We start from the raw sequence: 14,365 nt of genomic DNA on the forward strand, positions 1-14,365 counted from the left end.
TCAGGGGGCGTTGTTGGCGATGGCGCTGCTGCTGTTCCAGCCGCCGCCGGCGGCGCGGTACAGCGCTACCCAGGCGGCGCTGCGTTCGCGTTCGAGGTTGACCACGGTGTTTTCGGCGGCCAGGCGCGTGCGGCGCGCGTCTTCCAGTTCGATCAGGCTGGCCAGGCCATTCTTGTAGCGGTCCTCGGTGGCGACAAACGACACGCGATAGCCTTCCAGCGCCGTTTTCGCGTGGCCGCTGCGCGCGTCCGTGCTGGCCAGGTTGACCAGCGCTTCTTCCACTTCGCGCACGGCCTGGCGCACGCCGGCACGGTACTTCACCACGGCTTCGTCGTAGCGCGCCGTTGCCGCATCGACCTGGGCGCGGCGGGTGCCGCCGTCGAAGATGGGCAGGCTGACGGCCAGCGGGCCGATGCTCCAGGTGCTGGCCGTGATGCTGGTGCCTCCGGCGCGGATATTGCCCTTGCCGATGGAGCCGGCCAGACTCAGACGCGGGTAGCGCTGCGCCTGCGCGCCGCGCACTTCGAAGCTGGCGGCCGCCACTTCGCGTTCGGCGCTGTAGATATCGGGACGCTGGCCCAGGGTTTGCGCCGGCAGTTGCGCAATCGCCACGGGCGAGGGCAGGACCGCCGGGCTGGCCGCCAGCTTCTCGCGCAGCGACGCTTCCGGCATGGCCGACAGGGCCACCAGCGCCTTGACATTCACGTCGCAGGCGGCGCGCTGTTCGATGGCGCGGCTGGCGCCTTCGGCGGCGCTGGCGCGGGCCAGAGCGGCGTTGGCGGGAGGCTGGAAGCCGGCGCCGGCGCTCAGTTCCGTCAGGCGCGCCGAGTCGCGGCGCGAGACGGCATCCTGTTCGGACACTGCCTGCAGTTGCTGGCAGGTGCGCAAGGCGTAATACTGGTTTGCCACTTCGGCGGCGACCGAGACGCGGGCCTCATGCCAGAGAGAGCGCGCGCTGTCGTAGCGCTCCTGCGCCGCATCGCGCGTGGCGCGGTTGGCGCCGAAGACGTCGATTTCCCACGACGCCTGCAGCGCGGCCTGCGAGGTGGTGCCGCCGGGCTGCGCCGATTGCTGGCTGGTGCGCACCACGCTGCCCGTCGCATCGAGCGCGGGCGCCAGCGCGGCGCCGCTGGCGACTCTGTCCGCGCGCGCCTGCACGATGCGCGTGCGGGCGGCGGCGATGGTCGGGCTGACCTGCTGCGCGTCGGTGATCAATTCCACCAGCAGGCTGTCACCCTGGCCCTGCCACCAGCTGGCCAGGTCCGTCAGCTTGCCGTTATGCGGCAGCGGCGCCTGCCACTGCGCGGGCGCGCTGGTGGCCACCGCTGCGGGCGGCCCCTGCAGGGCGCAACCGCCCAGCGCCAGCACGATGCTGGCGGCCAGGACACGTTGAACGGTGCATCGAATAGTCGTCATGCTGGTCTTTCTGCTTGTCGTTGAGCGGTAGGGGGAGAGGGAGGAAGGGCCAGGCGCTGGCGCTCCACGTCGGCCATGGCCAGCGCGTAGTCGGTCATGCGCGCCAGCCAGGTGTCGATGGCCTGCGGCGATTCCAGCAGCTGCGGGCGCAAGGTTTGCAGCACTTCCGCACCCACCATGTGCTGCAGGGCGAGCGAAGCGATGGAAAAGGCCAGGCGGTGCATATCGTCGCTGTCGTCGGGTGCGCCCAGGTGGCGCGCCAGCACGCGCGTGAGCGCCTCGTGCTCAGGGCGGATATTCTGGTCGATTTCGCGCGCCCATAGGCCCGTCGGTTCGAGCATCTCGCGGCACCACAGGCGCATGCAGTCGCGCGCGATCTCGCCCTGCTGCATGGGGGCGAGCAGCTGCGCATAAAAGCCTTCCAGGCTTTGGCGCAAGGTGAAATGCGGTTGTTCGTACAGGGCGATATTGTCTTGCGGGTTCGGCGACTGCTGGGCGAAGGCGGCGCGGTACAGGCCCGCCTTGTCGCCAAAGTAATAACTGATGGCCGCCGCGTTCGTGCCGGCCGCCTGCGCCAGTTCGCGCGTGGACGTCTTGGCGTAGCCCTGCTCGGCAAACAGGCGGATGGCGCTATGCAGCAGGCGCTCGCGCGACTGTTCGCCGTCGGAACGGGGCTTGCGCCCCTCGTCGGCGTGGGAAGTGGGGGTGGCGTTTTTTTCAATCATGCCGGAGATTTAATCACATATCTCAAACGATTGATATAACTAAATCGTTTGATTTAGTTAAGGAAAGGTGAAGATGAGGGAAAACGCAGGCAAAAAAAAGCCCGCGGTTGTATTCGCGGGCGTAATCCAATGTTCGGAGAACGAATTGGAGGAGACAGTTCTACTATAGCGCTGAAAATGGTGCGGTGCAATACCGTAGAACTACTGTATCGGTCAGTCTTGGATGGCAAGAAATCAAAATTTCATGCTGCGGCGCACAGAAACTCAGGCCTTGCTACGCAGAGCCAGTGTAAACGTGCTGCCGGAGCCGTAGTCGCTGTTGAAAAACAGGGCGCCGCCGATGGCGTTGGCCAGGTTCTGGCACAGGTACAGGCCCAGTCCCGCGCCTTCCACGTGGCGCGTGGAGGTGGAATCGAGCTGCGAGAAGGCCTGGAACAGTTTGGCCTGGTCTTCTTCCTTGATGCCGGCGCCGCTGTCGGCGATACTCATTTCCGTCACCAGCACGCCGTCTTCGTCGCGCTGGGCAAGGCTGATACGCACCGTGCCCTGTTCCGTGAACTTGATGGCGTTGTTGAGCAAGTTGATGAGGATTTGCGTCAGCGCGCGGCGGTCCGTGTCGATGATGGCGGGCGGCTGGCCTTCTTCTCCCAGCGCCATTTCCAGCGCCAGGCCCTTTTGCTGGGCCAGGGGGCGCAGGGTGTCGGCCACGTCGGCCATCAGTTCCTGGCAGTGCACGGGTTCGATCGACAGGGTCAGCTTGCCCGCCTCGATCTTGGCCACGTCGAGGATGTCGTTGATCAGCGAGAGCAGATGGCGCGCACTCGCGCGGATGGTGTTCAGCTGCTTGTCCTGGTCGGATGTCAGGGGGCCGGGCAGTTTCATGAGCAGCGCGCCCGTGAAGCCGATGATGGCGTTGAGCGGCGTGCGCAATTCATGCGACATGTTCGCGATGAAGGCGGACTTCATGCGGCTCGCCTCGGCCAGCTCCAGGTTTTTCAGGGCGATTTCGCGGTTGATGGTTTCCAGTTCGGCCGCATGGTGCGCCAGGCGCATGTTCAGCTCGATCACCTGGCGTTCGCGCGCCTGCAGTTCGCCGTTGACCTGCACCGCCTGTTCATACGTGGAGATCAGCAGGTCGAGGATTTGCTGGCGCTCCGCATTGATGAAGTGCTTCTGGTCGCCCAGGTACAGGGCGATGCCGATTTCCACATTCTGGTTCTTGCGCAGCTTCTGGTTCATCAGCATGTGGCTGATGCGGTTGAGCAGGTAGTCTTCCGCGTAGGGCTTGCGGATGAAATTGTCCGCGCCGCACTCGATGCCGCGGATGATGTCCTTCGGATCGTTGAGCGAGGTGACGAGGATCACGGGGATGTCGCGCAAGGTCGGATCGGACTTGATGGCGCGGCACAGGTCGTAGCCATTCATTTCAGGCATGACGATGTCGGACAGCACCAGGTGCGGCTTGCGCTCGCGGATGGCGGCCAGGGCCAGCTGGCCATTGGCCGCCACGCGCGCGTTATAGTGCAGGGACTGGATCAGGCGGCGCAAGCGCTCCGCCTGGGTCGGGCTATCCTCGACGATCAGGATCTCGATTTCGTCAGGCTTGATTTGGTTGTTGGAGTCCACAGACCTCTCCTAGAATTTCAGTGTGGTGATGCTGGGCGCGGTGAGCGCGCAATATCGACATCGTATGACTATATCGGATTTAGGTCTGCAAAAGTAACTTCCAAGTAACTATTTTGGCCACAGGGAATGCTGTGGCCGCTTGTCAGTTTTCGCCCTGGAACTGGCCTGCGCGATAAGTCAGCACGAGCGTATCGCGGTGGCCATGTTCGCCGATCGGCTGGATCGGCGTCGATTCGTGGATGACAGACGCATCGTCGAGCAGCAGCAGCGACCACGGCTCGGTCAGGGTAAAACGCTTGCCGTTGGGGCCATCGGCCTCGAAGATGCGCGTCTCGCCGCCCTTGACTTGTTCGCGCCCGATCAGCAGCACGGCGACGAAATCGACGCCGTCGCGGTGCGCGCCTTCCGGCGTGGGGCGGCCGATGCCATCGGTCGTATCGATGCGGAACTGGTGCGCTTCGATGAACCACGGTTGGCTGCCCTTGACCTGCGAGCAGGCGTCGCCCAGCGCGCGGATCAGATGCTGCCAGGCCGCTTGCGCAACGATAGCCGCTTCGACCGGTTCGAACAGGCGGTGCATGCCGCCGTGCAGGGCGTTGTATTCCACCGGTTGCCAGTGCGGACGGTGCGCCGTCTGCGTCAGGCGCTCGCCATCCTGCACGAAGCACGAGTGGCGCCGGCGGCGATAGCGGCCGCCATCCTTCAGGTAATTGTCCAGTGGGAGGGTATTCCAGCTCCCTTCCAGCGCGCGCAGCGCGGCCAGCGGGCAGCCGGCCAGCGCGGCCACATCCTGCGGGCGCAGGACGGCATAGCCGTCATCGCGCAAGGCTTCCTTGACGTGGGAAGGGTCGGTAAAGATCGGTGCGGAAGTGCTCATGGCGGTGCGGGCCGGAACGCGGCCTGTCTCAGTTTATCCAGCCTGGCATTCTACGACTTCGCGGCGTTTCCTGTGCAGTGAGACAGGAATTATTCTTGTTGAGTTAAAAATTCTTTACCAGGGTCAGGCGCAGCGAGCGCGATTCCACCGGATGGAAGTGGATATCGTCGACGGGTTGTGCTTCGCCGGGCAGGCGTGAGGCATAGTAATAGTCGATGGCCGAGTCGCGCCGGTTGGCCAGGTTGTAGCCTTCGACTTCCACGCGCAAGGTCTTGTCGATTTGGTAGGCGATACGCCCGTTCAAGCCCACGCTGGCCGCGGAGCGCACGCTGTTGTCTTCAATCAGCGGGCGCGGGCCGAAGTAGCGCAGGCGCAAGGAACCCGACCACGGCCCCGGCGGCGTCACCGTCATGGCCAGCTGGGCCACGCCTTCGATGGCGCCGGGGATGAAGTCGCCCACCGGGTCGCTGCCGCGCGAGCGCGCCCGCGCATACGCCAGGTCCAGGTCTAGCGACAGCCAGCTGGCCGCCTTGTAGTAGCTGGAAAACTCCACGCCGTAGCGGCGGCTGGGGCGGCCCGCCTCGGTGGCGCCCGCGTCGCCGATGAACAGCAGCTCGGAATCGAAGTCCAGGCGGTACAGCGACAGCGAGGTTTGCAGGCCGGCGATGGCGGCGCTGCGCAAGCCCAGTTCCAGCCCGCGCGAGCGCACCAAAGGCGTGACCTTGTCGGCCGCCTCGCCCGTCTTCGGGTCGACCGTGATCGTCGTGCCGCGCGCGTCGTTGCTGTGAAAGCCATTGCCGATGTTGAGATACGCTTCCGTATCGCGCCACGGTCCCGCGATCACGCTCAGGCTGGGACTGAACAAATGGTCGCTGGCCGTGCCCGAATTGGCGGCGCGGTCGCTGCGCACGTCGAAGCGGTAGGCGTCCGCGCGCAGGCCGGCCACGGTGCGCAGCCAGCGCGACCAGCGCGTGCTGTTTTCGCCATACACGCCGATGCTCGACTCGACGATGTGGTCTTGCCGCGTGGTCGACAGGATCTGCCGCTGCCGCGTGTTGTACAAGCCGTTGTGGATATTGTCGTTCTGGAGCTGCAGGCCGATGGTGGTGTCGCTGCTGCCCCTGTCCGTGTGGCGGTGCCAGGTGTGGCTGGCATCCAGGCCGGCCGTCACGCGCCGGTCGGGCTGGGCGAACTGGTCGCCGTTGTCGGGATCGTCCATCGCATACGTAAAATTCGAGAACAGGGCCAGGCGGTTGGCGATCACATACGCGCTGACCCTGGATGACACGTCGTCCGTCGTCTGGCGCCAGGCGCCCGACAGGCTGTAGCGCTGCGCCTTGCCGCCGTCGCTGGCATCGATGGCGTCGAAGCGGCCCAACGTGCCGTCCTGCACGGCGCGCAGCGGAATCTGGTCGGTGGCGTTCCAGCTGGCGTCATACGCCATGGCCGTGACGTTGAAGCCGTTGTTGGCATAGCCTTCGCTGTAGCGCAGCACGCCATTGAGCTTGCGGTAGCGGTCCGGTTGCGTGAACGGGCCATCGTTATGCTGCGCTTCGAGCGCGTACAGCAGGCTGCCGTCGCCCGCATCGGGCGAATCGGCCAGCAGGGCGCGGCGAAAGCCGTTTTGTCCGAGTCCCACGCTGGCGACGCCCTGCGTCAGGCGGTTCGCATACACGACGGACGCCGCTCCCGCCGAGGAAAAGTCGCCTTGCGTCGCCGAATATGGCCCCTTTTTGTAATCGAGGCGCATGGCCAGTTCGGGTATCAGGAAGTTCAGGTCCGTCCAGCCCTGTCCGTGGCCATGGCTGCGTTGGTTGACGGGCATCTCGTCGACGGTGGTGCGCAAGTCCGTGCCGTGATCGAGGTTGAAGCCGCGCAGGTAGAACTGGTTGGCCTTGCCCTCGCCGCTATGCTGGCTGACGATCAGCCCCGGCACGGCTTCGAGCAGTTCGCCGGGCCGGTAGCTGGTGCGCGCATCGAGCTGCTTTTGCGTGACGCTGCCCGCGTTGGCCGAATCGGCCACGCCCAGCTGGTTCAGGCGCGAACCGTCGACCAGCACGCGCTGGAAGATGTCGTCGGCGTGGACGGCGGCAGGTAAAAACAGGGCGGCGAGGAGGAGGGGCAGAGAGCGTGGCGTCATTGGTGTATGGGTGTGGCGGCAGTTTGCCGGTGTTTAGCGGATCGGCAGTTCCGTGTTCTGGCGGTCGAAAATCAGCGTCTGGATGGCGCCGCTGTCCTGCACGTTGAGGGTGTTGCGCTGGCTGGGCAGGAAGTCGATCAGCAGCTGGTTGTGGATGCGCGTGGCGGGCGCCAGGCGCGTGCGTTCGAGCTCCTGGAAGATCACCACGTTGTCGGCATTGACCTTCATGCCGACCCAGTTCAGGCGCAGGCGCTTGCCGTCCGGCGCCACGAGGTAAAACTGTTTTTCGACATAGCGGCGCAGGGCCGCTTCGCTGTCTTCCTGACCCAGGTCGAACTGGCGCTGGTACAGATTGGTCAGCAGCGCCTCGACGTCGTGGCCCGTGTAGGTATGCACCACTTCGGTGCTGCCGCTGGCCGGGTTATAGCTGATATCGGCGATGCCCATGTGGAAATTATGGGCGCCCGCCGCCATGCTGGCGCAGGCCAGCGTGGCGCAAGCGAGCAGGCGCCAGCGCTTCACGCCTCGTCGCTCTTGGCCGAGCCGCCATTCTTGCCTTTCAGCGGCGTATGAAAATCGCGCATCAGGTTATCCTTGGGCGACTTCTCGCTCTTGAACAGTTCCAGGCGCGATGGCGTGATTTTCCGCGGCCAAGCGTTGTTGCTCGTGTCGATATCGGCCGTTTCCCAGTACGGGTCCTGCACCAGGCCCACCATCGGTTCATCCGTGATGACGACCTTGGTGATTTTCTTCGGCGAGTAGCGCCACACTTCGGCTGGCACGCGCTCGACGTACTTCTTGCCGCTTTTTAGTTCGATTTCGAGGATCAGCGGCATGACCATGCCGCCCACGTTCGACAGGTCGACCAGGTACAGGTGCTTGCCCTGTTTCAGCAAGTCCTTTTCCCACGGTTCCAGGGCGGCCAGCGCTTCGGCGTAGGCGTTGCGGTCCTTGTTGGTCACCGTGAAATCGTCGTGCTGGTTGTAGAAATCCTTCAGCTCCGGATGTGCCTCGACCCGGCGCGGCATGCCCTTGTTGGCGCGGCTCGTGACGGATTCCGGCTGGGCGTCCTTTTGCGCCTTCTTCCACGCTTTTTCCGTTGCCGGATCTTTTGAGCTCACGCCATATTCGCTGATGCCGTCGATGCTGATGTCGACCGGGTCGGTCGTATAGAACCAGCCGCGCCAGAACCAGTCCAGGTCCGTGCCGGAGGCGTCTTCCATGGTGCGGAAAAAGTCGGCGGGCGTGGGGCGCTTGAACTTCCAGCGCTGCGCATATTCCTTGAACGCGTAGTCGAACAGTTCGCGCCCGAGGATGGTTTCGCGCAGGATGTTCAGGCCCGCCGCCGGCTTGGCGTAGGCGTTGTTACCGAACTGCAGCAGGGACTCGGAATTGGTCATGATGGGCACCTGGTCGCGGCTACGCATGTAGTCGACGATCTCGCGCGGTTCGCCGCGCGAGGCCGGGTAGTTTTCTTCCCACGCCTGCTGCGCCAGGTATTGCACGAAGGTGTTGAGGCCTTCGTCCATCCACGTCCACTGGCGTTCGTCCGAGTTGATGATCATCGGGTAGTAGTTGTGGCCCACTTCGTGGATGATCACGCCGATCAGGCCATACTTGGTGCGCTTGGAGTAGGTCAGCTCGCCCGTCTTCTTGTCTTTCACCGGGCGGGGGCCGTTAAACGAGATCATCGGATACTCCATGCCGCCCACGGGGCCGTTGACGGAGATGGCCGTCGGATACGGATAGTCGATGCTGTACTTGTTGTACTGTTCAATCGTGTGCACGATGGCTTGCGTACTGTACTTTTCCCACAGGGGATTGCCCTCTTTCGGATAGTAGGACATGGCCATCACATCGCTGCCGCCCTTCTTGTAGCCCTGCGCGTCCCAGATGAACTTGCGGCTCGAGGCCCAGGCGAAGTCGCGCACGTTGGCCGCCTTGAAGTGCCACGTCTTTTGCGCGCGGCTCACTGTTTTTTCGGCCGCTTCGGCTTCCTTCTGCGTGACGATGACGACGGGCTTGTCGCTGCCGCGGGCCTTTTCCAGGCGCTCGCGCTGCGCGGAAGACAGCACCTCCTGCGGGTTTTGCAGCTCCCCCGTGGAGGCGACGATATGGTCGGCAGGAACGGTCAGCTGCACGTCGTAGTCGCCGAATTCCAGCGTGAATTCGCCGGAGCCGAGGAACTGCTTGTGCTGCCAGCCGGCCGCATCGTAATAGGCCGCCATGCGGGGGAACCACTGCGCCACTTCGAACAGGGCGTTCTTGTCGTCGAAGACTTCATAGCCGGCGCGCCCGCCCAACACCTTCTGTTCGTTGATGCGGTAATCCCAGTCGATCTGGAAGACGAAATCCTGGCCTGGCTTCAAGGGCTGCGGCAAGTCGATGCGCATCATGGTGCGGTTCACTACATATTTCAAAGGCTGGCCATCCGCGCCTGTCAAGCGGCGGATATTGAAGCCGCCCTGGAAGTCGCCGCGCGCGAGGATGCCGCGCAAGCCTTCGAACTTCATGGTCTCTTCGCCCGTCGTCTTGGCCCACGCCTGGCGCGAGGGCGCCGTGGTCATGCGGCGCGCGTCGGAATCGGGCTTGTAGATATTCTGGTCCAGCTGCACCCACAGGTAACCGAGGGTGTCGGGCGACTGGTTATGATAGGTGATGGTGCCACTGCCGGCGATCTCGCGTTTGGCTTCGTCCAGCGTCGCGCGGATCGTGTAGTCGGCGCGTTGCTGCCAATAGGCGTGGCCCGGCGCACCGGAGGCGGTGCGGTAGGTATTCGGGGTGGGCAGCACCTCTTCGAGCTGGCGGAACTTGTCGTCGAATGGTTCGGCCGCGAAGGCCGACACGGTAAAACACAGAGCCAACGAGGCTACGGAGCCGAAAGGTATGCGCATATTCACCCTGATGTTGTTGTAAGGAAATAGTGGCAACTATTCTATACGCAGGGCGGGGCCATCCATGTATCGATTTGTAATAAAGAAAGGCGGATTTCACGCCAGCTTTTGCCTGGCGCTGTCAGGGGAGAACTTTGCCTGATTTTGCTTGGAAAAGCGGCGCTTTTACTCACTTTTCATCAGGCTGTCGCGTAACTGGTTCAGCTGTTGTTTCATGTCCACAACCTGTTCCACGCTGCAGTGGCTGGCCGTCAGGATGGCTTCGGGCAGCAGGGCCGCCTCGTGGCGCAGCTGGTCACCCTGTTCCGTGAGGGAAATGATGACTTGCCGCTCGTCACTGGAGGCTCGCGTGCGCGTCAACAGGCCCGATTGCTCCATGCGCTTGAGCAGGGGCGTCAGGGTGGCCGAGTCGAGGAACAGGCGCTCGCCCACTTCCGACACCGTCAGGCCGTCGCGTTCCCACAACACCATCATCACCAGGTATTGCGAATAGGTGAGACCGAGCTTGCGCAGGAGCTTGCGGTACAGCTTGTTCATGGCAAGCGAGGTCGAGTACAGCGCAAAGCACAGCTGGCTGTCCAGGCGCGGCACCTGGTGCAAGGGATTGGGGGCGGTGGTGGTATCCATGGGGACAGTATATATAGCGCACTACCTAATTGCAATGCGCGGCGCCGGACCTGGCGATCCGGCGCCGGGACACGGACGCTTAGCCGGCGTAGCGCGTGCGCAGCAGATCGAGCATGGCGACGTTCTGTTCCCATGCGTCGCTCACTGGCTGCTGCGTCCAGGGCAGCGTTTGCGTGTACGGCGCGGGGCCGAATTCCGGTGTGAACGTCATGCGCTCGGCGCCGGCCGCGCGGCGCAGGGCGACGATGGCATCCCACCAGGCCAGGTGGGCGTCGAGCGCCTGTTTCGCTTCCGGCGCGCGGAAGTCGGCGACCTGCGGCCCTTGCGCATGGCCCACGCGCGCATGCACGTGGCGCACCAGCGGCAGCACCTGCGCCAGGGCCTGCGGCTGGTCTTCCAGCAGCGATTCGCAGGCGCAGCACCAGTGCGACAGGTCGGCCGTCAATGGCAGCTCGGGATACTGCGCCAGGTAGGGTAGCAGCAGCATCGGATGGCCGGAAAAGCGGCTGCGGTGGATTTCGTGCACGATGGGCACGCCGTGCTTTTCCGAGATGGCGGCGGCCAGGTCGAGCAGCTGCGCATTCTGCGCCGGCGTATAGAAATCCTTGCCCGTGTGCGTGTTGACCAGCACGGGGCGCGCCAAACAGGCGTTTTCCAGCAGTTCGGCCAGGGCGGCGCGGTGCAGATCGAAGTCGCTGTGGAAGACGGTTTCCCACTGCGCGGCGATCAGCTGCAGTCCCGCCTTGGCGATGCGGTCCGTCCATTCCTCGCGCAGGGTGGCGTCCAGCGGCAGCGACATTTCGATGCCGTCGAAGCCGGCCGCCAGCACTTTGTCGATGAAGACGTCGGGCGGCAGCTCGTTATTGCCCCAGTGGGCGGCAAAGACGTCGATGCGCATCAGACGAAGCCCCGCACGGGGAACGTTGCGTTGCGCTGGATCCAGTTGTGGGCCGCGTATTCCGTCTGGCCGTCCGTGGCGTGCAGGGTGTAGGCGTGGCGCGAGACGGGCGAGCGGTTCGGCGCGCTGTAATGGGGCAGCAAGCCATGGAAGCAGACGAGGGCGCCGGCCTTGACTTCGAGCGGGACGGCCGTGCTGTCGTCGGGCCATGGCGTGGCGTCGAGTTTTTCCACGCGCACGGCGTCGCCGTTGCGGATGAAGCGTTCGCGCAGCGGGCCCCGGTGGCCGCCCGGTTCCGCCCACAGGCAGCCGTTTTCCAGGGTGGCGTCTTCCAGCGCAAACCAGAACGTGGTCACGCTGATCGGCGTGGTCTCGAAATACGTGGCGTCCTGGTGCCAGCGCACTTCGCCGCCGATGCCGGGCTGCTTGAAGATGTACATCGATTGCCATACCTGCGCATCTGCCAGGCCCAGGTCGCGCGCCACTGCGGCCAGTTTCGGGTCGGCCGAAAAGCTGCGGAAGACGGGGTCCAGGTCATGCATGGCGTGGCCGATCTTGTTGATCGACAGCGATTTGGCCTGCTTCAGCTGGCCGTCCGCGCCGAACGCTTCTTCCTCGAAGAAGCAGCGGATGGTGTTGTCGGAAGCGAGAAAATAATCGTTGGTGTTCTTCGCCTGGTCGCGCGTGGTGAAGATCGACTGGCTGACGCTGGGATCGAATTCGTTGACAATCTGTTCGGCGCGCGCGCGCAAGGCGGCGATTTCGTCCGCCCCCTTGAAGCCGGGCAGGATGAGGTAGCCGTCGCGTTGGTATTGTTCTTGTTGTTCGATCGTTAGCATGGCGGCGGCTCCGGAGGTCAATGGAAAGCGCCATTGTAGGATGGGCGAGGGCGGCAAACAATTGCCCTGCGGTTGACAGATTGTCGCCAAAGCGAAGACAATCCTTGACATGGATCAACTAAAAGCGATGGAAATCTTTGTCGAAGTGGCGCGCCAGCGCAGCTTTACGGTGGCCGGGCAGCGCCTGGGACTGACGCGCGCCATGGTCAGCAAGACCATCATGCAGCTGGAAGAGCGCCTGCATGCGCGCCTGCTGCACCGCTCCACGCGCGAAGTGAGCCTGACGGACGCGGGCCGCGCTTACCTGGCGCCGTGCATGGCCACCGTCAGCCAGGCGCAGGAAGCGGCGCGCATGGTGGCGCATGTGGCGCAGGCGGGAGCCGGGGCGGAGCTGGCCGGGCCGCTGCGGATCCAGGCGCCATCGAGTTTCGGCAGCGCGTGGCTGGCCGACGCCGTCGCCCGTTTCAGTTTGCTGCACCCGCAGGTGCAGGCCGAATTGTTTGTCGACGATGCGCTGCTCGACCCGATACGTCACGGTTTTGACTTGACGATACGCGTGGGCGGCATCCCGGACAGCAGTGCGCTGGCCATGCGTCCGCTGGCGCCGTGCCGCGCAGTGCTGTGCGCCAGTCCCGCCTACCTGGCGCAATGGGGCGTGCCGCAGACGCCGCAAGAGCTGTTGCAGCACCAGTGCCTGCATTTCAGCCACCTGACGGATGGTACGAACTGGCATTTCCAGCGCGGGGAGGGAGACCGGCAAGAGGCGGTGAGCGTGCGCGTGCAGGCGGGTTTTACTGCGAACAATGGCCTGGTGCTGCACCAGGCGGCGCAGCGGGGACTCGGCATCGTCTACAGCACCACGTTCCTCGCCTGGCGCAACCTGCTCGATGGCAGCCTGGTGCCCGTGCTGTCCGGCTGGGAGCTGCCCCTGAATCACTTGAGCGCCCTGTATCCGGCCAGCCGCCAGCCGTCGCCCAAGGTGCGCGCGCTGATCGATTTCCTGGTGGCCGAATACCAGCCCGTGCCGCCGTGGGACCGCGAGCTGGCGGCGGCCGGTTTTTTTAATTAGTTGAAGGCGACCGGTTCCACCGTCCACGCGCCATCCGCGTACACGCGCTCGTCGTCCAGATAAACGGCTTGCGTGACGGCGAAGATATCGACGTGGTAGCGCGCATCCTTGCGCTTGAACTGGGGTTTTGTATAGACGCCATGCTTGGCGCCCAGCGACAGATGGATGCCGCACATGCGTTCATACGTGCCGATGTCGTTGACCAGCTGTTCGCGCGAAAAGGCGCGGTTCATGCCGAAGCCCAGTTCGCGCACCCATACTTCGCCTTCGTGCGCGCGGATGATTTCCAGCATGGCGGTAAATTCCGGCGTGGCGTTCTCCGTGCCCGTCACGCGCCCCTTTTCGATGATCAGGGTGATCGGCGTGTCGGGGCGGTTGACCATAAAGTGCGTGTCGCCGAAAACAAAGATGCGCACGCGGCCATTGACGGCTTCCAGGTCCTGCGCTTCCGTAAACACTTCGCCCAGGGGGAACTGGCCGCCGATATTGTTCATGCCGCTGTAGTCGCCGATATTGAGCTTGGCCGATTCGAACGGGGAAGCGAAGACCAGCTGCTCGCCGCCGCTCTCGACCATGCCGTGGCGGGCGCCGTCGATGCGCGCCTTGAGCGCATGGCCCACGCCGCGGTAATAGGCGGGGTCGTAGGCCAGCGAGGCGATGTAGTGCAAGCCCTGCACGCCGGGCATGCGCGACAAGTGCACGTGTTCGATGACTTTCAGGCCCCGCTTGAACAGCTCGATGCGGATGCGGAACGCTTCCAGGCGGAAGCTGGTCGACTGGATCAGCACGACGAGGCTGCCCGCCGGCAGTTCGGCAAACGCGGCCAGCACGGCGTCGGGCGTGACGTCGTCGAAATCGATGAAGGCGGCGTCCGGCAAGGCCTGGCGATACGCTTCCGTCAGCACGACATTGAGCCAGCTGCGCTTGTCGCAGACGATCAGGGCCGGTTCGTCGGGGCGGTGGCAGATGGCCATGGCCAGCAGGTCGGCCACGTTTTGCGCGGCCACTTCGGTGGCGGCGGCGCTGATGGCGTCGAGCCGGCTGGTGTCATTCTCGGGAAGCGTCATGGTGCGGAGGTGGGGGACGTGAAGTAATCGCAGCATTATAAGGTGATTGCCACTGGCCACACCATTCCCCATCCGGCGGAGGGCAGGCGGCTGCCGCGCCCCTGATTACTTGTGTAGTGCTTTCCAGCAATGTATTATTTGATAAATGGTATTGCAGGGCATGGCAGCGAGCCTGGGAGTGGCCCGG

General features: G+C 64.1%; 12 protein-coding genes. 1 reads left to right on the forward strand and 11 read right to left on the reverse strand.

The annotated features are described in order from the left end of the window. The 10 genes from O3301_RS06495 to O3301_RS06540 form a co-directional block, all read right to left on the reverse strand. Positions 1-1,416, reverse strand: coding sequence for an efflux transporter outer membrane subunit (locus O3301_RS06495; RefSeq protein ID WP_305055932.1), 1,416 nt, complete (start codon positions 1,414-1,416; stop codon positions 1-3). Continuing rightward, on the reverse strand, positions 1,413-2,141 hold the full coding sequence (locus tag O3301_RS06500) for a CerR family C-terminal domain-containing protein (RefSeq protein WP_289916971.1): 729 nt from the start codon (positions 2,139-2,141) through the stop codon (positions 1,413-1,415). The genes O3301_RS06495 and O3301_RS06500 overlap by 4 nt, the downstream gene beginning before the upstream one ends. Positions 2,142-2,405: 264 nt before the next feature. Then, complete coding sequence (locus O3301_RS06505; protein ID WP_099666722.1) at positions 2,406-3,767, reverse strand: hybrid sensor histidine kinase/response regulator; 1,362 nt, start codon at positions 3,765-3,767, stop codon at positions 2,406-2,408. 142 nt (positions 3,768-3,909) lie between these two features. Continuing rightward, positions 3,910-4,644, reverse strand: a complete 735-nt coding sequence (locus tag O3301_RS06510; protein WP_289916970.1) for a 2OG-Fe dioxygenase family protein — start codon at positions 4,642-4,644, stop codon at positions 3,910-3,912. A 103-nt stretch (positions 4,645-4,747) separates the two neighbouring features. Then, entirely contained in the window at positions 4,748-6,784 is a 2,037-nt protein-coding gene (locus tag O3301_RS06515; RefSeq protein WP_305055933.1) for a TonB-dependent receptor, read from the reverse strand. Positions 6,785-6,817: 33 nt separating this feature from the next. Further along, on the reverse strand, positions 6,818-7,306 hold the full coding sequence (locus O3301_RS06520; RefSeq protein ID WP_305055934.1) for a DUF6702 family protein: 489 nt from the start codon (positions 7,304-7,306) through the stop codon (positions 6,818-6,820). Next, positions 7,303-9,678, reverse strand: a complete 2,376-nt coding sequence (locus O3301_RS06525; protein WP_305055935.1) for a M1 family metallopeptidase — start codon at positions 9,676-9,678, stop codon at positions 7,303-7,305. The genes O3301_RS06520 and O3301_RS06525 overlap by 4 nt, the downstream gene beginning before the upstream one ends. A 165-nt stretch (positions 9,679-9,843) precedes the next feature. Then, on the reverse strand, positions 9,844-10,305 hold the full coding sequence (locus tag O3301_RS06530) for a MarR family winged helix-turn-helix transcriptional regulator (protein ID WP_289911319.1): 462 nt from the start codon (positions 10,303-10,305) through the stop codon (positions 9,844-9,846). A 79-nt stretch (positions 10,306-10,384) separates the two neighbouring features. Continuing rightward, positions 10,385-11,203, reverse strand: coding sequence for a sugar phosphate isomerase/epimerase (locus O3301_RS06535; RefSeq protein WP_305055936.1), 819 nt, complete (start codon positions 11,201-11,203; stop codon positions 10,385-10,387). Continuing rightward, positions 11,203-12,042: a phytanoyl-CoA dioxygenase family protein gene (locus O3301_RS06540; RefSeq protein ID WP_305055937.1), complete on the reverse strand. Its 840-nt coding sequence runs from the start codon at positions 12,040-12,042 to the stop codon at positions 11,203-11,205. Before O3301_RS06540 ends, O3301_RS06535 begins: the two co-directional genes overlap by 1 nt. 109 nt (positions 12,043-12,151) lie before the next feature. Here O3301_RS06540 and O3301_RS06545 point away from each other — a divergent pair, with 109 nt between their 5' ends. Continuing rightward, positions 12,152-13,111, forward strand: coding sequence for a LysR family transcriptional regulator (locus O3301_RS06545; RefSeq protein ID WP_305055938.1), 960 nt, complete (start codon positions 12,152-12,154; stop codon positions 13,109-13,111). Here the strand turns inward: O3301_RS06545 and O3301_RS06550 are convergent. After that, positions 13,108-14,178 carry a hypothetical protein gene (locus tag O3301_RS06550; protein WP_305055939.1) on the reverse strand — a complete coding sequence of 357 codons (1,071 nt, stop codon included), beginning with the start codon at positions 14,176-14,178 and terminating at the stop codon, positions 13,108-13,110. The two genes, O3301_RS06545 and O3301_RS06550, sit on opposite strands and share 4 nt — an antisense overlap. Between the last annotated feature and the right edge of the window lie 187 nt (positions 14,179-14,365).

It is taken from the genome of Janthinobacterium sp. SUN211, assembly GCF_030587315.1.
GTDB classification, from domain to species: domain Bacteria; phylum Pseudomonadota; class Gammaproteobacteria; order Burkholderiales; family Burkholderiaceae_D; genus Janthinobacterium; species Janthinobacterium kumbetense.

Excerpts from the sequence above, each read along its gene's own strand:
- O3301_RS06540 (WP_305055937.1), bottom strand. The coding sequence starts at position 12,042 with ATGCTAACGATCGAACAACAAGAACAATACCAACGCGACGGCTACCTC.
- O3301_RS06510 (WP_289916970.1), bottom strand. The coding sequence starts at position 4,644 with ATGAGCACTTCCGCACCGATCTTTACCGACCCTTCCCACGTCAAGGAA.
- O3301_RS06535 (WP_305055936.1), bottom strand. The coding sequence starts at position 11,203 with ATGCGCATCGACGTCTTTGCCGCCCACTGGGGCAATAACGAGCTGCCG.
- O3301_RS06495 (WP_305055932.1), bottom strand. The coding sequence starts at position 1,416 with ATGACGACTATTCGATGCACCGTTCAACGTGTCCTGGCCGCCAGCATC.
- O3301_RS06530 (WP_289911319.1), bottom strand. The coding sequence starts at position 10,305 with ATGGATACCACCACCGCCCCCAATCCCTTGCACCAGGTGCCGCGCCTG.
- O3301_RS06550 (WP_305055939.1), bottom strand. The coding sequence starts at position 14,178 with ATGACGCTTCCCGAGAATGACACCAGCCGGCTCGACGCCATCAGCGCC.
- O3301_RS06500 (WP_289916971.1), bottom strand. The coding sequence starts at position 2,141 with ATGATTGAAAAAAACGCCACCCCCACTTCCCACGCCGACGAGGGGCGC.
- O3301_RS06545 (WP_305055938.1), top strand. The coding sequence starts at position 12,152 with ATGGATCAACTAAAAGCGATGGAAATCTTTGTCGAAGTGGCGCGCCAG.
- O3301_RS06515 (WP_305055933.1), bottom strand. The coding sequence starts at position 6,784 with ATGACGCCACGCTCTCTGCCCCTCCTCCTCGCCGCCCTGTTTTTACCT.
- O3301_RS06525 (WP_305055935.1), bottom strand. The coding sequence starts at position 9,678 with ATGCGCATACCTTTCGGCTCCGTAGCCTCGTTGGCTCTGTGTTTTACC.